General features: G+C 68.3%; 17 protein-coding genes and 4 riboswitches. Of the genes, 3 read left to right on the forward strand and 14 right to left on the reverse strand.

Going from position 1 to position 21,637, the window contains the following annotated elements; genetic code table 11:
- Positions 1-33 precede the first annotated feature (33 nt).
- From ACFOPI_RS17985 to ACFOPI_RS18000, 4 genes are all read right to left on the reverse strand, one after another.
- A complete protein-coding gene (locus tag ACFOPI_RS17985) occupies positions 34-1,422 on the reverse strand; it encodes an L-serine ammonia-lyase (RefSeq protein ID WP_382176803.1) in 1,389 nt (462 codons plus the stop codon).
- A 16-nt stretch (positions 1,423-1,438) separates the two neighbouring features.
- Complete coding sequence (locus ACFOPI_RS17990; RefSeq protein WP_382176806.1) at positions 1,439-2,692, reverse strand: D-amino acid dehydrogenase; 1,254 nt, start codon at positions 2,690-2,692, stop codon at positions 1,439-1,441.
- A 65-nt stretch (positions 2,693-2,757) separates the two neighbouring features.
- Positions 2,758-2,865, reverse strand: a riboswitch (glycine riboswitch).
- A 12-nt stretch (positions 2,866-2,877) separates the two neighbouring features.
- Positions 2,878-2,974: riboswitch (glycine riboswitch) on the reverse strand.
- Positions 2,975-2,983: 9 nt separating this feature from the next.
- Complete coding sequence (locus tag ACFOPI_RS17995; protein ID WP_382176809.1) at positions 2,984-3,982, reverse strand: tripartite tricarboxylate transporter substrate binding protein; 999 nt, start codon at positions 3,980-3,982, stop codon at positions 2,984-2,986.
- Positions 3,983-4,018: 36 nt separating this feature from the next.
- A complete protein-coding gene (locus ACFOPI_RS18000; RefSeq protein WP_382176812.1) occupies positions 4,019-5,191 on the reverse strand; it encodes a M20 aminoacylase family protein in 1,173 nt (390 codons plus the stop codon).
- 83 nt (positions 5,192-5,274) lie between these two features.
- On the opposite strand from ACFOPI_RS18000, the gene ACFOPI_RS18005 reads away from it, so the two are divergent.
- Together ACFOPI_RS18005 and ACFOPI_RS18010 are read left to right on the forward strand one after the other, a co-directional pair.
- The gene (locus tag ACFOPI_RS18005; protein WP_382176815.1) at positions 5,275-6,195 is read left to right on the forward strand and encodes a LysR family transcriptional regulator; all 921 of its coding nucleotides are present in this window, start codon (positions 5,275-5,277) and stop codon (positions 6,193-6,195) included.
- Positions 6,192-6,824 carry a trimeric intracellular cation channel family protein gene (locus tag ACFOPI_RS18010; protein ID WP_382176817.1) on the forward strand — a complete coding sequence of 211 codons (633 nt, stop codon included), beginning with the start codon at positions 6,192-6,194 and terminating at the stop codon, positions 6,822-6,824. Before ACFOPI_RS18005 ends, ACFOPI_RS18010 begins: the two co-directional genes overlap by 4 nt.
- Before the next feature lie 65 nt (positions 6,825-6,889).
- Here ACFOPI_RS18010 and ACFOPI_RS18015 read toward each other — a convergent pair whose 3' ends face one another.
- The 10 genes from ACFOPI_RS18015 to ACFOPI_RS18060 form a co-directional block, all read right to left on the reverse strand.
- Positions 6,890-7,660: a carbonic anhydrase gene (locus ACFOPI_RS18015; protein ID WP_382176820.1), complete on the reverse strand. Its 771-nt coding sequence runs from the start codon at positions 7,658-7,660 to the stop codon at positions 6,890-6,892.
- A gap of 116 nt (positions 7,661-7,776) precedes the next feature.
- Positions 7,777-10,704, reverse strand: coding sequence for an aminomethyl-transferring glycine dehydrogenase (gene gcvP, locus ACFOPI_RS18020; protein ID WP_382176823.1), 2,928 nt, complete (start codon positions 10,702-10,704; stop codon positions 7,777-7,779).
- A 31-nt stretch (positions 10,705-10,735) separates the two neighbouring features.
- Entirely contained in the window at positions 10,736-11,107 is a 372-nt protein-coding gene (gene gcvH / locus ACFOPI_RS18025; RefSeq protein ID WP_382176825.1) for a glycine cleavage system protein GcvH, read from the reverse strand.
- Between the two features lie 38 nt (positions 11,108-11,145).
- On the reverse strand, positions 11,146-12,282 hold the full coding sequence (gene gcvT, locus ACFOPI_RS18030; protein ID WP_382176828.1) for a glycine cleavage system aminomethyltransferase GcvT: 1,137 nt from the start codon (positions 12,280-12,282) through the stop codon (positions 11,146-11,148).
- A gap of 69 nt (positions 12,283-12,351) precedes the next feature.
- Positions 12,352-12,455: riboswitch (glycine riboswitch) on the reverse strand.
- A 12-nt stretch (positions 12,456-12,467) separates the two neighbouring features.
- Positions 12,468-12,567: riboswitch (glycine riboswitch) on the reverse strand.
- 39 nt (positions 12,568-12,606) lie between these two features.
- Positions 12,607-13,131: a hypothetical protein gene (locus ACFOPI_RS18035; RefSeq protein ID WP_382176831.1), complete on the reverse strand. Its 525-nt coding sequence runs from the start codon at positions 13,129-13,131 to the stop codon at positions 12,607-12,609.
- A gap of 79 nt (positions 13,132-13,210) precedes the next feature.
- Complete coding sequence (locus ACFOPI_RS18040) at positions 13,211-15,379, reverse strand: ArnT family glycosyltransferase (RefSeq protein WP_382176834.1); 2,169 nt, start codon at positions 15,377-15,379, stop codon at positions 13,211-13,213.
- Positions 15,380-15,613: 234 nt separating this feature from the next.
- Positions 15,614-16,264, reverse strand: coding sequence for a nucleoside/nucleotide kinase family protein (locus ACFOPI_RS18045; protein ID WP_382176837.1), 651 nt, complete (start codon positions 16,262-16,264; stop codon positions 15,614-15,616).
- Positions 16,265-16,289: 25 nt separating this feature from the next.
- Positions 16,290-17,609 (reverse strand): ABC transporter substrate-binding protein, encoded by a 1,320-nt coding sequence (locus tag ACFOPI_RS18050; protein ID WP_382176840.1) that lies wholly within the window; start codon positions 17,607-17,609, stop codon positions 16,290-16,292.
- Positions 17,606-18,925: a TAXI family TRAP transporter solute-binding subunit gene (locus ACFOPI_RS18055; protein ID WP_382176843.1), complete on the reverse strand. Its 1,320-nt coding sequence runs from the start codon at positions 18,923-18,925 to the stop codon at positions 17,606-17,608. The genes ACFOPI_RS18050 and ACFOPI_RS18055 overlap by 4 nt, the downstream gene beginning before the upstream one ends.
- 108 nt (positions 18,926-19,033) lie before the next feature.
- The gene (locus tag ACFOPI_RS18060; RefSeq protein WP_382176846.1) at positions 19,034-20,716 is read right to left on the reverse strand and encodes an electron transfer flavoprotein-ubiquinone oxidoreductase; all 1,683 of its coding nucleotides are present in this window, start codon (positions 20,714-20,716) and stop codon (positions 19,034-19,036) included.
- A 138-nt stretch (positions 20,717-20,854) separates the two neighbouring features.
- On the opposite strand from ACFOPI_RS18060, the gene ACFOPI_RS18065 reads away from it, so the two are divergent.
- The gene (locus tag ACFOPI_RS18065) at positions 20,855-21,637 is read left to right on the forward strand and encodes an SDR family oxidoreductase (protein WP_382176849.1); all 783 of its coding nucleotides are present in this window, start codon (positions 20,855-20,857) and stop codon (positions 21,635-21,637) included.

The following is a 21,637-nucleotide window of genomic DNA, read 5'->3' on the forward strand; positions in this document are numbered from 1 at the left end:
TGCCGACAAGGGGCGGCCGGGCGGGCGTGGGGGTCAACACTCCACGATGTTCACCGCCAGCCCGCCGCGGGCCGTTTCCTTGTATTTGGTCTTCATGTCCGCCCCGGTCTCGCGCATGGTCTTGATGACCTTGTCCAGGCTGACATGGTGGGTGCCGTCGCCGCGCAGCGCCATGCGGGCGGCGTTGATGGCCTTGACCGAGGCGATGGCGTTGCGCTCGATGCAGGGGATCTGCACCAGACCACCCACCGGGTCGCAGGTCAGGCCCAGGTGGTGTTCCATGCCGATCTCGGCCGCGTTTTCCACCTGCTCGGGCGTGCCGCCCAGCACGGCGCACAGGGCACCGGCCGCCATGGAGCAGGCCACGCCCACCTCGCCCTGGCAACCGACCTCGGCGCCGCTGATGCTGGCGTTCTCCTTGTAAAGGATGCCGATGGCCGCGGCGGTGAGCAGGAAGTCCACCACGCCCTCGTCCGTTGAACTGGGCACGAAGCGGCGGTAGTAGTGCAGCACGGCGGGCACGATGCCGGCCGCGCCGTTGGTGGGCGCCGTGACCACGCGGCCACCGGCGGCGTTCTCCTCGTTGACGGCGAGCGCGTAGAGGTTGACCCAGTCGAGCACGGCCAGCGGATCGGTCAGCGCTTTCTCGGGGTGGCCGGTCAGGTCGCGAAACAGCGCAGGCGCGCGGCGGCGCACCTTGAAGCCTCCGGGCAGTACGCCGTCGGTGCTGTAGCCGCGCTGCACGCAGGCTTGCATCACCTCCCAGATGCGCAGCAGGCCGGCGCGGATCTCGTCGTCGCTGCGCCAGTGGCGCTCGTTGGCGCGCATCACGCCCGCAATCGACAGACCGTGCTCGCGGCAGCGCTGCAGCAGCTCGTCGCCCGTGCGGAAAGGGATCGGCAGTTGCGTGATGTCGGGCGCGATCACCTTCTGCCGCTGGCCGTCGGCCATGACCTCTTCGCTCACCACGAAGCCGCCGCCCACCGAATAGAAGGTGCGCTCGGACAGCACCGTACCCGCGGCGTCCCAGGCCGCGAGGCGCATGCCGTTGGCGTGCAGCGGCAGGGCCTGGCGGTGCAGGGTCAGGTCCTCGCGGTCCGTCCAGTCGATGGTGTGAGTGCCCATGAGTGCGATGCGCCCCTGTTCCCGGATGGCGCGCACGGTGGGCTCGACCGATTCGATGGGCACCGACTCCGGCTCGTGGCCGCACAGGCCGAGCAGTACCGCCTTGTCGCTGCCGTGGCCGCGGCCGGTGGCGCCCAGCGAGCCGTACAGCCCCACCTGCACCCGCGCCACAGCGGGCAGCAGGCCCGCGGTCTCCAGCCCGTGTGCGAACAGGCGCGCGGCGCGCATGGGGCCGACCGTGTGCGAGCTGCTGGGCCCGATGCCGATCTTGAACAGGTCGAAGGCGGATACGGCCATGGCGGTTCCTTGGTGGTCAGACGGCGGGTGCAGGCATCACCACGCGGGTGTGGCGCCGCAGCTCCTGCCACTGTGCCACGTGGCCGGCCAACTGGTGCGCGGTGATGGCCGAGAGCGTCCAGCCGAGGTGGCCGTGGCCGGTGTTGTAGAACACGTTGGGCAGGCGGCCGGGGCCGACGCGGGGCAGCATGTCCGGCATCATGGGCCGCAGGCCGGCCCAGGGCTCGACGCGGCGTGTGCTCACGCCCGGGAAGCACTGGTTGACCCAGTCCACCAGCGGCTTGATGCGGTCGGCGCGGATGTCGCGGTTGAAGCCGTTGAACTCGGCCGTGCCGGCCACACGGAAACGGTCCACGCCCAGGCGGCTGGTGACCAGCTTGGTCTCGTCGTCCAGCAGGCTCACATTCGGCGCAGCGGCCTGGCTCTGCGCGTCGTTCAGCATGACGGTGATGGAGTAGCCCTTGACCGGGTAGACGTTGAGGCGGTCGCCCAGCTGCGCGCCGATGGCGCGGCTGTGCACGCCGGCGCAGACCACCACCGCATCCGCGCTGACCACCTCGCCGTCGGCGAGGGTGACGTGCGCGGTGTTGCCCGTGCTCTGCACGCGCGCCACGGCGCGGCCGGTCAGCAGGCGCACGCCGCGGCGCTCGCAGGCCAGGCTCATGCCGTGGGTGTACTTGTGGATGTCGCCGGTGCTGTCGCTCTCGGTGTAGTAGCCGCCGTAATAGTCACCCGCCAGCGTCGGTTCGATGGCGCGCATCTCGTCGGGCGTGACGGCGCGGCGCGGCAGTCCGCCTTCGGCCAGCAACTTGGACACCTCCCCTGCGTGGTCGAAGCCGGCCTTGTCGCGGTAGATGTGCAGGATGCCCTGCTTCTTGAGGTCGAAGTGAACGCCCTCGGCCTGCGCCCAGCCGAACAGGTGCTCGCGCGCGGCAATCGCCAGCTTCGCGGTGGCGATGGTGTTGTCGCGGTACTTCGGAATCGAGGCGATGAACTCGGCGAACCAGCTGAGCTTGTGCCAGCTGGGCTTGGGGTTGACCAGCAGCGGCGCGTCGGCCTTGAGCATCCACTTGATGCCCTTGATGAGCGTGGACGGGTGGGTCCAGGTTTCGGCGTTGGAGGCCGACAGCTGCCCGCCGTTGGCGTGGCTGGTTTCCATGCCCGCGTAGCGGTGCTGTTCGATCAGGGTGACCTGGTGGCCTTCGCGGGACAGGGCGTAGGCGCTGGTGACGCCGGTGATGCCGCCGCCGATGACGATGAGCTGTGCCATGGAGAAATCTCTCTTTCAAAGCCGTCAAACAGGGATGGGCACGACCCGCACACCGTGTGCGGACCATGACCCCCTCTGTTTGTGACCTGAGAGATTCACCGGCCCGGTGTGGGCTGGCTTGCTCCTGCGGTGGGCCGGGGGACGAATCCCGGCCACTCTTCAGAGTGTTGCGCTGAGCGCGCGCTGAACGCCGATCGGTCCTTTTGCCTGAGAGTTTCCGGGGCGGTTGCTCCTTCGGCGCCGGCCTTCCCTGGGGGCGCCGGTCTCTCCCGATCGACGGAAGAAAGGCGCTTATTGTGCCTGCAGTCCGATGGATTTGACGATGGCCCGGAACTGTTGAGTGCCATCGGCATAGGCCTTGTCGGCTTCGGCCAGGGTTTGCGGCCTGGGCAGCAGCTGGCTGTTGGCCTCCAGCGCGGCGAGCACGGCCGGGTCGCCCAGGGTGCCGGTGATGGCCTTGTGCAGCGCGGCCACGACGGGTTCGGGTGTGTCGCGCTTGACGAAGTAGCCGGTCCAGATCTTGAACGTGAAGTCCTTGAGCTGCTTGCTCTCGCTGATCGCCGGGTACTGCTTCACGCTCTCCAGGCGTTCGCTGTTGAGCATGGCCAGCACCTTCACGCGGCCCTGCTTCTGCATTTCGTCGTACTTCTTGCCGTAGGGTGCGAGGAAGAAGTCCACCTGGCCGGCCATCAGGTCCTGCTCGGCCGGCGCAGCGCCCTTGTAGGGCACGTGGATCATCGGGATGCCGGTGACCTTGGACAGGTGCTCGCCCAGCAGGTGGTAGAACGAACCGGGGCCGACGCTGGCAAAGGTCAGCGGCTTGCCGTCCTTGGCGGCCTTGCGCGCGTGGTCGAGGAACTCGTCGACGCTGTTCACCGGCAGGTCTTTCTTGGCCAGGAAGGCGATCTGCGCCGTGGCGATCATCTGCACCAGGCGGAAGTCCTCGCTCTTGAACTTGATGGAAGAGATCGCCAGCGGCGCGAGGATCAGCTCGTTGGGCGAGCCCTGGAAGATGGTGTAGCCGTCGCTCGGGCCACCGAGCACCTTGGCCGCGGCGATGGAGCCGCTGGCGCCGCCCAGGTTTTCCACGATCACCGGCTGGCCCAGCTGCTTGCCCAGGGTGGTGTTGACCGAGCGCGCGATCACGTCCGACAGGCCGCCGGCGGGGTAGGGGACCATCATCGTGACCGGTTTGGACGGGAAGGTCTGGGCGGCAGCGGTGCCGGCCAGGCCGAGGGTGGCCAGCGCGGCGGCGGCCAGAGCGAAGTGGATGCGGATGCGGGCGTTCATGGTTTGTCTCCGGTGTGGTTGTCGAGGGGCAAAAACTCAGGGGGCGGGGGAAAGCAGGTCCTGCACCAGCGCGATCCAGTAGGCCGCGCCGGGGGCGATGTTCAGATCGTTGAAGTCGTAGGCCGGGTTGTGCACCATGCAGGCGCCGGGTTCGCCGTCGGCCCCGTTGCCGATGAAGAGGTAGCTGCCCGGCACGCGTTCGAGCATGAAGGCGAAGTCCTCGCTGCCGCTGACCATCGGGCCTTGCGGGTCGATCTGCTCCGCGGGGAAGTGCTTCTGTGCCACCGCCAGCGCGCGGGCGGTCTGTGTGGCGTCGTTGACCAGCACCGCATAGCCGGGCCGCCAGGCGATCTCGGCTCGCACGCCGAAGCTCTGCGCCTGCAGCTGCACCAGTTCGCGGATTCGCTGCTCCACACTGCGGCGCACCTGCGGGTCCAGCGTGCGCACGCTGATCTCCAGCCGCGCCTCGGCCGGGATCACGTTGTTGGCCTCGCCCGCGTGGATCGCGCCCACGGTGACCACGGCCGGCTGCAGCGGATCGACATGGCGCGAGACCACGGTCTGCAGCGCCATCACCAGCGAGGCCGCGGCCACCACTACGTCGGTCGCCTTGTGCGGCATGGCGCCGTGCCCGCCGTGGCCGTGCAAGGTGACGGTGGCGTAGTCGGACGAGGCCATGGCCGGCCCGGCGCGGAACACCAGCCGGCCCTGCGGGATGCCCGGCATGTTGTGCATGGCGAAGATGGCGTCGCAGGGGAAGTGCTGGAACAGGCCGTCTTCCATCATCTTCAGCGCGCCACCGCCGCCTTCTTCGGCCGGCTGGAAGATCAGATTCAGCGTGCCGTCGAAGTTGCCTTGCGTGGCGAGGTGCTGCGCCGCGGCCAGCAGCATGGCGGTGTGGCCGTCGTGGCCGCAGGCGTGCATCACGCCGTGGGTGCAGCTGGCCCAGGCCGCGCCCGTGGCTTCGGCGATGGGCAGCGCGTCCATGTCGGCGCGCAGACCGAGGGTGCGGTCGGATGTGCCGCGCTTCAGTTGGCCTACGACGCCGGTGCCACCCAGGCCGGTCGTGACCTCGTAGCCCCAGGCGCCCAGCTGGGCCGCGACAAGGGCCGCCGTGCGGCGCTCGCTGAACGCCAGCTCGGGGTGGCGGTGGATGTCGCGGCGCACGGAGATGAACTGTTCGACGGCGGCGTCACTGAGGCGATCCATGCAAAGCGCTCCTGAAACATGAACTTTGTTGCATGTTAGGAACCGCCTGAATTAAAGTCCAATGCATTGATCATCAACGAACCATGCATTCGATTGGAGGTTTCCGAATGACGCTGGTGCAGCTGCGGCACTTCGTGGTGCTGGCCGAACTCGGGGCCTTCGTGCAGGCGGCCAAGGCCCTGTATCTCACACAACCCGCGCTCACACGCAGTATCCAGGGGCTGGAGGAGGAGCTGGGCGGGCGCCTGTTCGACCGGCTCGGGCGGCGCATTGCCCTTACGCCGTTCGGCCACGAAGTGCTGCAGCGTGCCCGCCGCCTGGTGGCCGATGCCGAGGCCCTGAAGCAGACCGGCAAGGGCCTGCACGCGGGCCTGATTGGCACGCTGCGCATCGGCCTGAGCTCGGGGCCGGGCGCGCTGCTGTCCGTGCCGCTGATGCTGCACATGGGCGAGCACCACCCCAGGCTGCAGCTGCAGATCTCGCGCGGCAACACCACGGTCCTGATCGACGAACTGCGCGAGCAGCATCTGGACGCGGCGGTGCTGGACGTGCGTTCGGTGCGCCCGGCGGCCGACCTGGCCATCGCGCAGACCTTCGAGCTGGCGGCGGGTTTCCTGGTGCGGCCGGACCACCCGCTGGTGCAGCTCGGGCGGCCGGCGACCATCGAGGACGTGCTGGCTTACCCCATCGCCTCCACGCCGCTGAGCGACGAGGTGGCGCGCATCCTCATCGGCCGCTACGGCCCGCAGGCCAACCCGGACGACATGGTGACCCTGCGCAGCGACGAGACGCAGACCATCGTCGAGGTGGCGCGCCAGAGCCAGGCCATCGTGCTGACCGCCCACGCAGCCGCGCCGGGGCTGGTGCCGCTGCGCATGTCGCCCGCGCTGGACGCCACCGCGCGCTTCGGCCTGGTCACGCTCAGCCAGCGCCAGGAAGCCCCGGCGCTGCGCATCCTGCGCGAGTGGCTGGCGGGCTGGCTGGTCCAGAATGGGGCCGCATGAAACTCACGGCCTTGCTGATCGCGATCGAGGTGGGCGGCACGGTGGCCTTCGCCATGTCCGGGCTGATCGAGGCCATGCGCAAGCGCATGGACGTGGTGGGGGTATTTTCGGTGGCCTTCGTCAGCGCCTTCGGCGGCGGCACGGTGCGCGACCTGCTGCTCGACCGCCGGCCGCTGTTCTGGGTCGAGCACGAGGCCTACCTCTGGATGGTGTTCGCCATGGTGATCAGTGCGCCCTGGTGGCTGAAGCTGGCGCTGCGCGACACCGGCACCCGGCTGATGGAGTGGGCCGACGCGTTCGGTCTGGGCCTGTTCGCCATCTCGGGCACCAGCATCGCGGTGGCGGCCGGCATGTCGCCGGGCGTGAGCGCGCTGATGGGCGCGACCACCGCCATCGTGGGCGGCGTGGCGCGCGACGTGCTGTGCAACGAGGTGCCCAAGGTCTACCAGGACCACCGGCCCTATGCGCTGTGTGCAGTGGCGGGCAGCCTCGCCTTTCTCGGGCTGATAGCGCTGGGCCTGGGTTCCGAACTGGCGAGCCTGGTGGGGATTGCCGTGGCCACCGGCAGCCGCTTGCTGGCCATCGCCTTCGACTGGCAGCTGCCCGGCTGGCGCCTGCCGCAGAAATGAACAACGCCGGTGGGGCGAATCCCACCGGCGTCTGTGCGAACTCAAAGCCGTTCAAGCCCGGGTGCTCACTCGGATTCCTTGATCAAGCGGCCATGACCGGGCTGAATCGGGCGGGCGTTGGCGTTGAAGATGCGGCGAAACGTCTTGATCTGTTCTGCGCCCAGCCGCACGGGCTCCTTGAGCACCATCCAGTTCACGCCTTCGGAGCAGGGCGGTGTGGTCAGCGACCCTGCGTATTGGTAGTACGCCTTGTTGGCCGGCAGCAAGGCGCCCAGGTTCAGCTGCAGATCGTCCACCGTGATGTGTTCACCCTTGCGCGGCAGGTGGTCGAACACAGGGGCGTAGGCGGCGTTGGTCTTGCCCGGCTGAATCAGCACGCCGATCACACCCAGCTGACCCGCGGCATTCTTGTGAACGAAATGGGCCACCATCGCGGCGCGCTTGCCGTTGACCGCTTCCTCGCTGGGGGTGTGGAAGTGGAACTGCAGCAGCTCGTAGGTCTGGTCGCCGACGGTCAGCGTCTGCCCGGGGGGCACGTTGACCTGAATCGTGTGACCGTTGTTGGTGAGGTTCGGTGGGACCGGGTTGTAGGTGAACTGAAGCGCAGGCAAGGTAGCCTTGACCGCCTGGCGAATGTCGATGGGGCTTTGCAGCTGCCCCTTGCCGCAGGTTTCAAAAGAGGGGTCGAGCTCGGCCCAGTGCATGGGGCCTTCATGGCCCCGTTCGTAGTTCCAGTGCTTGTGTGTTCCGTCGGCGTGGGACGACAACGAAAAGAAGGCCATGGCCAGGCACGCAAGGGGCTTGGCGACGATGCGGATTCGATGATGTGCAGACATGTGATGTGAGGGAAGGGATGCCGCGGGGGCGGGAGTGCGTGCACGACTGGGCACGCACTCCGAGTCTTGGACCCTCTTCTTAGAGGGAACTTAATCCGCGCAGGCACCGCTCCTTCTCACGCCAGTTCGCTCACCGGCACGCAGCTGCAGAACAGGTTGCGGTCGCCGTAGACGTTGTCGACGCGGCCCACCGACGGCCAGTACTTGGTGTTGACCGCGTGGCCGTTCGCCACGGCGGCGACTTCGCGCGGGTAGGGGTGGGGCCACTCGCTCTTGAGCACGCTGGCCGCGGTGTGCGGCGCGTTCTTCAGCGGGTTGTCGTCCTGCGGCCACTCACCTTTCTCCACGCGACGGATCTCTTCGCGGATCGCGATCATGGCGTCGATGAAGCGGTCCAGCTCCTCGCGCGTCTCGCTCTCGGTGGGTTCGACCATCAGCGTGTTGGCCACCGGGAAGGACAACGTCGGGGCGTGGAAGCCGTAGTCCATCAGCCGCTTGGCCACGTCCTCGGCCATCACGCCGCAGGTTTCCTTGAAGCCGCGCAGGTCCAGGATGCACTCGTGCGCCACGTGGCCGTTGGCCGAGGCGTACAGCGTGGGGTAGTGGTCGGCCAAGCGCTTGCTGATGTAGTTGGCGGAGAGGATGGCCGCCTCGGTCGCGTGCTTGAGGCCGTCGGCGCCCATCATGCGGATGTACATCCAGCTGATCGGCAGCACGGCCGCATTGCCCAGCGGTGCCGCGCTGACGGCGCCCACCGCATGCTGGGACTCGGGCGTGCCGCAGACGCCACCCGGCTCGGCGCCACGGCCATGGCCGGGCAGGAAGGGCACGAGGTCTTCGACCACGCAGACCGGGCCGACGCCCGGGCCGCCACCCCCGTGCGGGATGCAGAAGGTCTTGTGCAGGTTCAGGTGGCTCACGTCGCCGCCGAACTCGCCCGGCGCGGCCACGCCGACCAGCGCGTTCATGTTGGCGCCGTCCACGTACACGCGGCCGCCGTGCTGGTGCACCAGCGCGCAGAGTTCCTTGACCGTGGTCTCGAACACGCCGTGCGTCGAGGGGTAGGTGATCATCACGGCGGCCAGGTTCGCGCTGTGCTGTTCGCACTTGACCTTCAGGTCGGCCATGTCCACGTTGCCGTTCTCGTCGCACTTGGTCACCACCACCTGCAGGCCCACCATCTGGGCGCTGGCCGGGTTGGTGCCGTGGGCGGACGAGGGGATCAGGCAGATGTTGCGGTGGCTCTCACCACGCGAGGCGTGGAAGGCCTGGATGGCCAGCAGGCCGGCGTATTCGCCCTGCGAACCGGCGTTGGGCTGCAGGCTGATGCCGGCGTAACCCGTGGCCTGGCACAGCCAGGCGCGCAGCTGCTCGTCCAGCTCTTTGTAGCCCTGCAGCTGGTCGGCCGGGGCGAAGGGGTGTACGCCCGCGAATTCCGGCCAGGTGATGGGGATCATCTCGCTGGTCGCGTTGAGCTTCATGGTGCAGGAACCCAGCGGGATCATGCTGCGGTCCAGCGCCAGGTCCTTGTCGGACAGCGCGCGGATGTAGCGCAGCATGCCGGTCTCGCTGTGGTGGCTGTCGAACACCGGGTGCGTCATGTAGGCGCTGGTGCGGCGCAGCTCGACCGGGATCAGCGGCTCCACGCCCTTCTCGAAGGCGTCGAACGAGGGCAGGGCCTGGCCGTCGGCCGCGAACGCCGACCACAGCAGGGCGATGTCTTCGCGGGTGGTGGTTTCGTCCAGCGACATGCTGACGAACTGGCCCCAGGACAGGCGCAGGTTGGCGCCCTGGGCCAGTGCCTTGGTCACGATGGCCTTGGCCTGGGCGGCGTCGGTCGCCTTGACGGTCAGCGTGTCGAAGGCCGACTCGCTGGTCAGCGTGTGGCCCAGCTGCTGCAGGCCGGCGGCCAGCACGGCGGTGTAGGCGGCCACGCGCTGGGCGATGCGCTTGAGGCCCTGCGGGCCGTGGTACACGGCGTACATGCTGGCCACGACGGCCGGCAGCACCTGCGCCGTGCAGATGTTGGAGGTGGCCTTCTCGCGGCGGATGTGCTGTTCGCGCGTCTGCAGCGCCAGCCGGTAGGCCGGGTTGCCGTGGGTGTCCACGCTCACACCGACCAGGCGGCCAGGCAGCGAGCGCTTGTACTCGTCGCGGCAGGCCATGTAGGCGGCGTGCGGGCCGCCCGCGCCCATGGGCATGCCGAAGCGTTGCGTGGTGCCGACCACGATGTCGGCGTCGAATTCGCCCGGGGGCACCAGCAGGGTCAGGGCCAGCAGGTCGGCGGCCACGATGAAGGCGGCCTGCTTGGCGTGCACGGCTTGCACCTCGGCGCGCAGGTCGTCGATGCGGCCGCTGGTGGACGGGTACTGCGCCAGCACGGCGAAGTAGTCGTCGCCCTTCAGCGCTTCGGCCCACTCGGTGGCCGAGTTCGCCAGCTTCACGGTCAGGCCCAGCGGTTTCGCGCGGGTCTGGACGACCTCGATGGTCTGCGGGTGCGCGTCGCCGGCCACCACGATGGTGTTGCCCTTGGCTTTCACCGAACGCTTGGCCAGGGTCATGGCCTCGGCAGCGGCTGTGGCCTCGTCCAGCATGGAGGCGTTGGCGATCGCCATGCCGGTCAGGTCGGTCACCATGGTCTGGAAGTTGACCAGTGCCTCCATGCGACCCTGCGAAATCTCGGCCTGGTAGGGCGTGTAGGCGGTGTACCAGGCGGGGTTTTCGAGGATGTTGCGCAGGATGACGCCCGGCGTGTGCGTGCCGTAGTAGCCCTGGCCGATGAAGCTCTTGAAGACCTTGTTCTTGGACGCGATGGCTTTGAGCTCGGCCTGCGCCGTCGCTTCGGTGACCGCGGGCGGCAGGTCCATGCCCGTGCTGCGCGCGATGCTGCGCGGCACGATGGAGTCGATCAGCGCGCGGCGCGAGGCCTCGCCGATGACCGACAGCATGTGGGCTTCATCGGCTTCGCTGATGCCGATGTGGCGGGCGATGAACTCGCTGGCGTTTTCGAGTTCACCCAAGGGTTTGACGGACGGCATCAGCATGGCGCGGCTCTCGGGAGGTCAGTGCGGGGATTCAGGCGGCTTTGGTGAAAGCGTCGTAGGCGGTGGCGTCCAGCAGGGCGTCGACTTGCGAGGCGTCGCTGAGCTTGACCTTGAAGAACCAGCCAGCGCCCAGCGGGTCGCTGTTGGCCAGGGCCGGGTCGGCGCGCAGGGCTTCGTTCACCTCGGTGATTTCGCCGCTGACGGGCATGTACACGTCGGCCGCGGCCTTGACGGACTCGACCACGCCGGCCACGTCTTTCTGGGCAAAGTTCTTGCCCACTTCGGGCAGGTCGACGAACACCACGTCGCCCAGCGCGTCCTGCGCGTGGTGCGTGATGCCGACGGTGGCGATGCCGCCGTCAACGGTGATCCATTCGTGGTCTTCGGTGTACTTGGTGGTCATGGTGGGCTCCGGTGAAAAGATGAGACAGGTGGAAAGGATCAGCCGCGGTAATAGCGGTTCGGGACAAAAGGCATGGGCGCGACCTCCATCGGCACGGCCTTGCCGCGCACCAGGGCGTTCACGCGTGTTCCGGCGGCGGCGAGTTCAGGGCTGACGTAGCCCATGGCGACCGGCTTGTCAGCGCTGGGGCCCAGCAGACCGCTGGTGACCTCGCCGATCTTCGCGCCGTCCAGGCTCTGCAGCTCGACATGCTCGCGCACCGGCACACGTTCCAGCGCCACCAGTCCCACGCGCTTGCGCATCAGGGGCCGGGTGCCGTCCAGCTGGGCCAGCACCACATCGGCGCCGGGGAAGCCGCCGGCGCGCTCGCCACCGGTGCGGCGCACCTTCTGCATGGCCCAGTTCAGCGCGGCCTCGACCGGCGTGGTGGTGGTGTCGATGTCGTTGCCGTAGAGGCACAGGCCGGCCTCCAGGCGCAGCGAATTGCGCGCGCCCAGGCCGATGGGTTTGACCTCGGGTTGCGCCAGCAGCGCGCGGGCGAAGGCATCCGCGCTGGCGGCGGGCACCGAAATTTCGAAGCCGTCTTCGCCGGTGTAGCCGCTGCGGGTCACATAGAGGTCGGCACCGTTCCAGTTGAAGCCGTGACCGGTCATGAACACCAGGTTCTCCACGCCGGGCAGCAGGCGCTGCAGCGCGCTGACCGCCAGCGGTCCCTGCAGGGCGAGCAGGGCGCGGTCGAATTGCGGGGTGATGGTGCAGCGGCCGCCGATGCGGGCCTGGATGTGGGCCAGGTCGCCATGCTTGCAGGCGCCATTGACCACGACGTAAATGTGATCGCCACGGTTGACGAACATCAGGTCGTCGATGATGCCGCCCGCGTCGTTGAGCAGCAGGCCGTAGCGCTGCTTGTTCACACCCAGGCCGATCACGTCGACCGGCATCAGGCTCTCGAACGCGGCCGCGGCATCCGGGCCGGACAGCAGCAACTGGCCCATGTGCGAGACGTCGAACAGGCCGGCCGAGCGGCGCGTGTGGTGGTGCTCGGCCATCAGGCCTTCGGGGTACTGCACCGGCATCGAATAGCCGGCGAAGGGCACCATGCGCGCACCGAGTTCGAGGTGCAGGGCGTTCAGCGGGGTCTGGAGCAGGGCGGAGGAGTCGGCAGGAGCGGACACGGGCGGACCTCGGTGGTGGGGGCAGATGCCATGGCACGGGGCCACGGCGACGACACGGTGCATCCGTGAGCTGCCCCCTCTGTCCGCTTTACCTGAGAGATTCGCGCGGGCGATGCCGCACTTGCTCCTTCGGTGGATGGCCGCCAGGGCCACCTCTCTCCAGTGGGGGACACCGGCCTTGCGGCCAGTGGTCATCAGTCCTTTTGCCTGAGCGTTCAGGGCCGTTGCAACGACCGCCTGCGCCTTCGGCGGCTCCACGGGGGAGCGCTCTCCTGATCGCGCGAGTTTACCGGAATCGACCGCCCGGGCGGTCATCGTCCGGGCTCAGGCGCTGTTTTCCAGCAGGCCGGCCGGCAGCAGCTTGGCCAGTCGCTCGCTGATGCCGTCCGCGCGTTCGCTGCCCGCCAGGGCCTCCACGTCGGCGATCAGGGCCCGGCCCACGGCCAGCATGGCCTCGGGGTCGCGCGCCTCGCGCAGGGCGTCCCGGTAGCGGTTGGCCAGCGCCTTGTCGCGCGGGGCGAACAGCCGCTCGCTCAGGTCGAACAGGAACATGCGCGCGGTTGCCAGCGAGCGGGTGCCTGCGAACTGTTCGCCGTGCGATGCAGGTGTCCGCGGCTGCGGTGGTGACTCCGGTGAGGGCGACGGGCCGACGCCGGACGCCTCCCGCACCAGATAGCCCTGGGCCAACAGTTGATCGATCAGTCGTCGGCCATCGCCCTGGAACAGCTCGGCCATCTTCGATTCGCTCTGCTGGCCATCGGCCACCAGCAGCATGGCACGCTCGCGCTGCCCCAGGCTGCGGTGGCCGGGGCGCAGTTCAAGGCGACCTTTTTCGGTCTTGATCAGCATGGTTCACTCCAACGACGAGCGGGCACTGTGCCGCTGTTTCATGTCGTTGTTGTGAAACGCCTGGCGGATGGGAAGGGCCTCAGCCGACGACCCGCTCGGGGCCGGGGGGATGCTGCCGGCGCCGCCAGCGCAGCCACAGCGTGCGCACCACCAGCACCAGCGCCAGCAGCATCATCGGGTGGGCTGGTGTGGAGTAGCGCGGGATGTTGTGGCTGAGGAAGGCGTAGAACATCAGCAGACCCACTGGCAGCACGGTCACCGCCACCCACTGCGCGTGGCGCCGCAGCAGGCCGTAGCAGAACACGCCGAACAGGGCCACACCAGCGAACATGTTGAGCAGCTCGCCGATGGCGTCCTGCGTCTCGATGGACACCAGGGGCACCTCGACCTTCTTGAAGCTCCAGAAACCGTGCCAGAAGAAGGCGGCCGTCATGGCCACATGGCGCCAGGGGCGCTCCTTGAGCATGGCCATGGCCTCGCGCTTCAGCTCATCGCCCACGGCCTGGTCGGGGTAGGGGTGGCCCGCGTCGCGCTTGCGGAACACCCGCTGGTTGTATTGCGCCGCCAGGTTGTAGTGGAAGCTGATGGCGTCCTGGGGATGCCCCTCGTAGGCGGCGCGGCGGTCGGACTCCCAGAAGGTGGAGAGGTGGCGATTGATGCGCTGCCAGCGGCCGCCGCGCTCGAAGTCGCCCGGCCTCTCACCCAGGTGGGTGCCGGCCACGGCGCGCCGGTACAGCGTGGGGCTGTGGTCGTAGACCAGTCCGAGCACCTCTTCGTTGCTCATGTTGTTCATGTGGGCACGGCCCCAGAGGATCAGGCCGCCGCGCTCGTTGATGCGGAAGTTGTCGAAGTGCACGTAGTTGCGCACCAGCCAGGGCGAGAGGGTGAGCAGGAACGCGAACCCCATCACCAGCCCCCACACGACCACCTGCGAGAAGGCAAACCGGTCGGGACGCCGGGCGATCAGCAGGGCCGCCATCAGCAGCGGCACGGCAACGACCCCGATGTAGGCGAACGCGGCCTTGCCCAGGGCCAGCAGACCCATCAGCATGCCCGACCCGAAGAACCAGCCCAGCGACTGCTGCTGCACCGCCCGCAGCAGGCCGTAGGTCCCCCAGATCATGAGCGTGGCGGTAGAGAGCTCTGTGTAGAGCGTGTCGATGTAGGTGCCGCCATGGAAGAAGATCTGGAAGCTCAGGCCGGTGGCCACGGCACCCGCCAGGTTGCTGCCGCCCAGCCGCCGCGTCAGCGCCCAGATGCCCGCGAGGCCAAGGAACACCCACAGCAGGTTGCTCAGCTTGATGGTGCGCGTGAGGTCGCCGGAGCGGAAGTCGGCCATGGGCCGGTCCACCGCGTCCGGCACGGCCAGCTTCAGGTGCAGCGCCACCACCAGCGGGTCCAGCGGCTCTCGGAAGTTGGTGGGCCGGGGGTTGGGGTTGCTGTTGTTGTCCAGCGAAAAGGTGCCGTGCTTGAACAGGTTCACGGCCATCAGCATGTTCTGGATGCCGTCGCCGACGATCGGGTCGCTGGAAATGCGGTCCGAGGCCTTCCAGGTCAGACCCAGGCAGACCACCAGCGGGAGCAGCCAGCCGCGGGCCACGGTCTGCCACAGGGCCTGGTGCCACCGCGGGCGCTCGCGGCGCATCCAGCCCAGGGCCAGTTCCGCGGCCAGCCACACCAGGCCGGCGACCAGGGCTGAACCCAGCGCCACGGGCCAGATCTGGCGCGTAGGCGGGCTGATGACCTGCTTGGGCAGCCGGTACACGAAGTGGGGGTCGGCCCCGGTGACCTGGAAGCGGATCATTTCGGGCTCGACCGCGACCACGGCGAGGTCGCTCATGCCCTGGATGGCCTCGCGCAGGGCGGGGCCCTGCAGGGTGAGCAGGCCCCAGCGGCTTCTGAGTTCCAGCGCGCCGAAGTCCACCCGGCCGGGCATGGTGGTCGGGTCCATGCGCACCTGTGTCACCTTGCGCAGCGTGTTCACATTGATCGTGTGGCGCTGCCACTCGCCCGCCCGCGTCGAGCGGGTGTAGTTCAACCGCTCGCTGAAGTTGCCGAGGTCGTCGGCCAGGTAGAGCTGGTAGGGGCCGGGGCGCTCGACCCGCAGGTCAAAGACGATCTGGAGATCGCGGCTGAGCCGGGCCTGCAGGAAGACCAGGAGGACGGCGAGAAACGCGACTGCCAGCGACCGAAGGGCCACTTTGCGCGGGGATTGACCTGTTGGCTCGCTGGAGAGCGCCTGATGCATGCAAGACCACCCGTTTTGTTTGTTGTGTCCCCTGGCGGTGCCTGCCGGCCCGGTCCGGGATCTGCTCTGGTGCCCTTCGGAGCGTGGGGTCTGCCGAGGAGATACAAAACTTAAGGATGATAAGTGGGGTCACTTAAGCGACGTTTATGAACCCCTGAGTCTGGGCACCCTGGGCGGGGGAGATGTTGCGGTGCAGAAACAGCGACACGCCCGGCGCAGGGCCGCGTCCGACGGTTACGCGAACTGGCCGAGACACTCGTCCCAGGTCAACCGTCGCCGGGCGCGGTGGGCCGAGGCCTCGATGCGCCGCGCGTTGGGTTCGTCGGTCTGCGCGATCCAGGCCAGCGCCTGCTCGCGCGTGCGGCCGAACTGCACGTGGCGCGCGGCCAGCCGCTCCAGCCGCAAATCCGCAGGTACGTCGAGGTACCAGACCTCGTCGAGCAGGTCGGCGACGGGTGCCCAGGCCGGGTCGTCGTCCAGCAGCAGGTAGTTGCCTTCGGTGATGACCAGTGGTGTAGCCGCAAAGACGGGCAGGGCGCCGGCCACAGGTTCTTCGATCTCGCGCCGGAAATCGGGCGCGTACACCGTCTCGTCGGCGGACTGCTGGCGCAAGCGACGCAGCAGGGCGGCGTAGCCGGCGGCGTCGAAGGTGTCCGGCGCGCCCTTGCGCTGCGCGCGGCCCAGCCGTTCCAGTTCGATCTGCGCCAGGTGGTAGCCGTCCATGGGCACGGCCTGGGCGCGCTCGCCGAGCGCCTGCGCCATCAGCGCCGCCAGGGTGGACTTGCCCGCGCCAGGCGGGCCGACCACGCCCAGCAGCCGGCGGGGGCCAGCGGCCAGGGTATGAAGTTGCTCGATCAGGTCGGGGTGCAGTCGGGGAGCGGTCATGGCGCGCCAATGTAGCGCAGCCGGCTCAGGTCTGCGGGATGGACTGAGGGCCGGTCTGCGGCGCGGCCAGCACCCGGGTCCGCGCCTGATGCAGGTGTTCGCGCAGCGTGTACCAGCGGTCGGCGTAGCGGTCGGGCAGTTCCATCTTGTCGACCTGCTGCTCAAGAGTCACCAGGCGACGGGCCGCAGCGCGCAGCCGGGCGGGGTCGGGGTTGGGGTTCCTGGAGAGGTCTTCTTCCAGGAACTTGAGCTCGCCGTAGAAATGCAGGATGGCGGCGTCGACGCGCCAGTCGATGTAGCGGGGCGCCCGCAGCAGCAGCATGGTGCCCGCCAGGCCCACGGGCAGCAGCGCGTACAGCACCAGCTCGGCCCACTGCGCCATGCCGTAGGGCAGGATGGTCTCCATCCAGGGGCGACCACCGCGCAGCGCCGTCCGGGCCACCGGGGACACCGGGTAGTTGCTGCCGACGGCGGTGGGGTAGAGCCCCTGGCCTTCCAGGAAACCGGACATCACGTGCAGCTCGCCAGCCACGTCCACCAGTGCGCGCTGCAGCGCCGGGTGCAGGTCCTCGCGCACCATCAGATGGGTCTGTGTGACCATGGTGGGCAGGTCCGCCGCCGGCAGGTTGGCGCGCAGTTCGATCGAGCCCTGGGGCATGACCAGGGCGCGCAGCCGGGGCTCGCGCGAGGCCAGCTGCCCGGCACGTTCCACGCCCAGCAGGCGCACGCCGTCCAGCCGCGCCAGGGTGGCCGCGGTCTGCGAGTCGCCGGTCGCCACATGCACCACGGCGTCCACCCGACCGGTGGTGATGGCGTTGATCGCGCTGTCGCCGACGTCGTCCGTGAACGCCACCTCGTCCCTGGCCAGCCCGGCGTGGCGCAGCAGCAGGTCGGCCGCGATGCGGTTGGACGAACCTTGCACCGACGCCGCCACGCGCCCGCCGCGCAGCTGTTCCAGGTGGTCGATGCCCGCGCGCGCAAACACCCACACGATTTCATGGCCCACCACCGCGAGCGCCTGCACCGCCGCGCTCTTGGGCGCGTACAGGCCCTGTGCGAAGGTGACATCAATACCGCGCTCGCCCGCGGCCATGCGGTCCAGCGCTTCCTGGGGCCGGTCGTGGGCGACGATGTCGGCCTGAATGCCCAGGTGCTCCAGCCGGGCCGCGTAATTGCGGGCCAGTTCCAGGTAGCTGCTCTGGCCTGGGCCGGTGCCGATGACCACGCGCTGGGGCGGCAGCGGCTTCCAGACCCACAGGATGGCGACGACCGACGCACACAGCAGGAGCAGCAGCGGCAGGTAGATGAGGAACCAGCGGCGCTGGTAGAGCAGCAGGATCTTCATCGGCCGCGGTACTCCCGGATCCGTTGCCGCACGAAGTTCACATGCTGGCGCAGGGCGTAGCAGCGCTGCGCCAGTTCCGGCGGCAATCCTTCGCCGACGATGGCCATCTCCATGCCATTGAGTCGCCCGTGGATGCGGCTGAGGTCCATGCCGCCCAGGTTGACGGCGTTGTTGGCGAGGTCGTGCTCGATGAACCGCAGCTCGCCGTACCAGCGGGTGACGCGGTGCTCCAGTCGCCAGCGCACCCAGGCCGGCACCAGCCGCGCGAGCACCAGGGCCAGCAGCAGCATGGGTGTGCCGATCAGCAGCAGGCGCTGCAGCACCTGCGCCCACCAGAAAGGCAGCAGAGCCTCCAGGCCACCCAGGCCCTGGGACAGCACCCGGCGCGCTTCGGGGGCCGACGGGAAGTCGCTGAAGCGAAGGGCCGGGAACTCACCCGCGCGATGGAATGCGTCCGCGCCGCCGTGCACCTCCATCGCCACGGCGGTCGCCAGGCGTTTGAGAGCGGGGTCGAGGTCCTGGCGTACCAGCAGGTGCGTCGGTGTGGTCAGCACCGGTGTGTCGGCCGGTGGCTGGCCAGGGCCAAGTGCGTCCGCGGGCAGCAGCCGGTTTTCCAGGTAGTTGTTGCGTTCCGAGATGGCCGCTGTGCGGCGAAGCGATGCCAGGTGAACACCCCGTGCGGCCAGCAGGGCCGCGATACCGGGCGCGCTCGGCGCAGCGACCATGAACACCGCATCCACTTCGTGCCGCAGCAGAGCATCGCGTGCGGCCACACCGCTGTGCGCCGTCAGCGCCACCTGGCCCAGGTCGACGTGCATCTGTTTCAGCAGGCGCAGCAGCATGGCCCGGTGGCCGCTGCCCTCGGGGCCGGCCGCCACCCGTTTGCCGGCCAGGTCGAGCAGGGTGGTCATCGGCTGTTCTCGGCTGAACAGCCACAGCACCTCGATGTCTACGCTGCCCAGGGTCTGGACATCGGCCGCGCTGCGGGCGGCACCTGAAGCCGACGACCAGCCGAACCCTCCTTGCACCAGGGCCAGGTCGGTCTGGGGTGGGTGGGCCTGCAGCCGCTGCAGATTGGTGGCCGAGCCCTCGGACGAGTGGATCTCCAGCGAAATGCCGTGGCGGGACAAGGCCTCGGCGTAGCGCATGGCATGGCGTTGGTAGGCCCCGTCCGCCTGGCCACTGCTGATCGTCAGCTGGGTGGGTGGCATCGGGTACAGCCACCACCAGGCCGCGGCGGCCAAGGCTGACACGGCCAGCACGATCGGCAGGCGGATCAGCAGCCAGCGGTGGCGGTAGAGGTGGGCGTAGGTCATGGCGGGCAAAAGCCATATCGAGGATACGGGTTCTGTATCCTTTTGCAACCAAACGCGGGCACAAAAAAGCCGCCCGGAAGGGCGGCTGCTGTCAGGAAGCCACAGGGCTCACATGCCGGCGTAGTTGGGACCGCCGCCGCCCTCGGGCGTGACCCAGACGATGTTCTGTGTGGGGTCCTTGATGTCGCAGGTCTTGCAGTGCACGCAGTTCTGCGCGTTGATCACCAGCTGCTCGGCGCCATCCTTCTCGACGAACTCGTACACGCCGGCCGGGCAGTAGCGGCTCTCGGGGCCGGCGTACTTCGCCAGGTTGATCGCCACCGGCACGCTGGCGTCCTTGAGCGTCAGGTGCGCCGGCTGCTGCTCTTCGTGGTTGGTGTTGCTGACGAACACGCTGGAGAGTCGGTCGAAGGTGATCACACCGTCCGGCTTCGGGTAGGCGATCTTGGGCATTTCGGCCGCGGGGCGCAGCTTGGTGTGGTCTTTGACCGTGTTGTGCAGCGTCCAGGGCGGCACGCTCACGCCCACCTTGGGCAGGAACCAGTGCTCGACACCGGTCATGAGCTTGCCCATGAGCGGGCTCTTCTTGAACCAGTTCTTGAAGTTGCGGTAGGTCCAGAGTTCTTCATGCAGCCAGCTGGCCTTGAAACCAGTCTCGAATGCGGTCAGCTCGTCGCTGCTACGGCCCGCCGCCACCGCCTCGAAGGCGGCTTCGGCGCACAGCATGCCGCTCTTGATGGCGGCATGGCTGCCCTTGATGCGCGCGGCATTGAGGAAGCCGGCGTCGCAGCCGACCAGCGCGCCGCCGGGGAACACCGTCTTGGGCAGGGCTTGGGGCGTGCCGTTGTTCAGCGCGCGCGCGCCGTAGCCCAGGCGCTTGCCGCCTTCGATGTGGGCCTTGATGCTGGGGTGGGTCTTCCAGCGCTGCATCTCCTCGAACGGGCTCATCCAGGGGTTCTGGTAGTCCAGGCCGATCACATAGCCCAACGTGACCTTGTTGCCTTCGAGGTGGTAGAGGAAACCGCCGCCGAAGGTGTCGTCGGCCAGGGGCCAGCCGGCGGTGTGCACCACCAGGCCGGGCTTGGCCTTCTCGGCCGGAATCTCCCACAGCTCCTTGATGCCGATGGCGAAGGTCTGGGCGTCTTTGCCTTCGTCAAGTTTGTATTTGGCGATCAGTTGCTTGCCCAGGTGGCCGCGCGCGCCTTCCGCGAACACGGTGTACTTGGCGTGCAGCTCCATGCCGATCTGGAAGCTGTCCATCGGCTCGCCGTCCTTGCCGATGCCCTGGTTGCCGGTGGCCACACCCTTGACCGACCCGTCGTCGTTGTAGAGCACCTCCGCAGCCGCAAAGCCAGGGAAAATCTCCACGCCCAGGGCTTCGGCCTGCTCGCCCAGCCACTTGGTGACCGCGCCCAGGCTGATGACGTAGCAGCCCTCGTTGTGGAAGTTGCGCGGCATCAGCCAGTCGGGCGTGCGCTGCGCACCGGTTTCGCTCAGCACCAGCAGGTCGTCACCGGTGACGGGCTGGTTCAGCGGCGCGCCCAGTTCTTTCCAGTTCGGGAACAGCTCGGTGATGGCCTTGGGGTCCATCACGGCGCCCGAGAGGATGTGGGCACCGGGCTCGGAGCCCTTCTCCAGCACGCAGACGTTGACCTCGCTGCCCTTCTCGGCGGCCAGCTGCTTCAGGCGGATGGCGGTGGACAGGCCGGCCGGTCCGCCACCGACGATCACCACGTCGTATTCCATGGCTTCGCGCGGGCCGAACTGGGCAAGGATTTCTTCAGAGGTCATGGGGGGTCTCGCGGATAATGGTTTTGTACTTTTGCCGCCACCTGGCGCGGCGCCTGTCGTCGGGCGGACAGCATTCTATGCTGCGGCGCCAGAAAATCGAACGATCGTGCTAATTTGCACCTGCCCGGAGATTATCCCGTGACCTACCAGATCGACCTTTCGGGCCGCGTGGCCCTCATCACCGGCGCTTCCGGCGGCCTGGGTGAGCAGTTTGCCAAGACCCTGGCCAAGGCCGGCGCGGCCGTCGTGCTGGCCAGCCGCCGCACCGACCGTCTGATGGCGCTGCGTGCGCACATCGAGGCCGAGGGGGGCGATGCGCATGTGGTGGCCCTGGACGTGACCGACACCGCCTCGATCAGGGCGGCGGTCGCCCACGCGGAGACCGAGGTCGGCCCGATCGACATCCTGGTCAACAACTCGGGCGTGAGCACCACGCAGCGCCTGCAGGACGTGACGGAAGAAGACTACGACTATGTCTTCGACACCAACACCAAGGGCGCCTTCTTCGTGGCCCAGGAAGTGGCCCGGCGCATGCTCGCTCGCGCCAAGGGCGCGGCGCCGGGCACTTTCGTCGGTGGCCGCATCATCAACATCGCCTCGATGGCGGGCCTGAAGGTGCTGCCGCAGATCGGCGTGTACTGCATGAGCAAGGCAGCCGTGGTGCAGATGACCAAGGCCATGGCGGTGGAGTGGGGCAAGTTCGGCATCAACGTGAACGCCATCTGCCCGGGCTACATCGACACCGAGATCAACCACCACCACTGGCAGACCGAGCAGGGCCAGAAGCTCATCGGCATGCTGCCGCGCAAGCGGGTGGGTCAGCCGACCGATCTGGACGCCGTGCTGGTCATGCTGGCGTCCAACGAAAGCCACTTTGTGAATGGTGCAGTGATCGCGGCGGATGACGGTTTCGGTGTCTGA

Source organism: Hydrogenophaga luteola (assembly GCF_042648585.1).
Classification (GTDB): domain Bacteria; phylum Pseudomonadota; class Gammaproteobacteria; order Burkholderiales; family Burkholderiaceae_C; genus Hydrogenophaga; species Hydrogenophaga luteola.

Bases quoted from the DNA above. Each gene is read 5' to 3' on its own strand.
- ACFOPI_RS18045 (WP_382176837.1), bottom strand. From the start codon at position 16,264: ATGACCGCTCCCCGACTGCACCCCGACCTGATCGAGCAACTTCATACC.
- ACFOPI_RS18015 (WP_382176820.1), bottom strand. From the start codon at position 7,660: ATGTCTGCACATCATCGAATCCGCATCGTCGCCAAGCCCCTTGCGTGC.
- ACFOPI_RS17995 (WP_382176809.1), bottom strand. From the start codon at position 3,982: ATGAACGCCCGCATCCGCATCCACTTCGCTCTGGCCGCCGCCGCGCTG.
- ACFOPI_RS18040 (WP_382176834.1), bottom strand. From the start codon at position 15,379: ATGCATCAGGCGCTCTCCAGCGAGCCAACAGGTCAATCCCCGCGCAAA.
- ACFOPI_RS18035 (WP_382176831.1), bottom strand. From the start codon at position 13,131: ATGCTGATCAAGACCGAAAAAGGTCGCCTTGAACTGCGCCCCGGCCAC.
- gcvP (WP_382176823.1), bottom strand. From the start codon at position 10,704: ATGCTGATGCCGTCCGTCAAACCCTTGGGTGAACTCGAAAACGCCAGC.
- ACFOPI_RS17985 (WP_382176803.1), bottom strand. From the start codon at position 1,422: ATGGCCGTATCCGCCTTCGACCTGTTCAAGATCGGCATCGGGCCCAGC.
- ACFOPI_RS18050 (WP_382176840.1), bottom strand. From the start codon at position 17,609: ATGAAGATCCTGCTGCTCTACCAGCGCCGCTGGTTCCTCATCTACCTG.
- gcvH (WP_382176825.1), bottom strand. From the start codon at position 11,107: ATGACCACCAAGTACACCGAAGACCACGAATGGATCACCGTTGACGGC.
- ACFOPI_RS18060 (WP_382176846.1), bottom strand. From the start codon at position 20,716: ATGACCTCTGAAGAAATCCTTGCCCAGTTCGGCCCGCGCGAAGCCATG.
- ACFOPI_RS17990 (WP_382176806.1), bottom strand. From the start codon at position 2,692: ATGGCACAGCTCATCGTCATCGGCGGCGGCATCACCGGCGTCACCAGC.
- ACFOPI_RS18010 (WP_382176817.1), top strand. From the start codon at position 6,192: ATGAAACTCACGGCCTTGCTGATCGCGATCGAGGTGGGCGGCACGGTG.
- ACFOPI_RS18005 (WP_382176815.1), top strand. From the start codon at position 5,275: ATGCATTCGATTGGAGGTTTCCGAATGACGCTGGTGCAGCTGCGGCAC.
- ACFOPI_RS18055 (WP_382176843.1), bottom strand. From the start codon at position 18,925: ATGACCTACGCCCACCTCTACCGCCACCGCTGGCTGCTGATCCGCCTG.
- ACFOPI_RS18000 (WP_382176812.1), bottom strand. From the start codon at position 5,191: ATGGATCGCCTCAGTGACGCCGCCGTCGAACAGTTCATCTCCGTGCGC.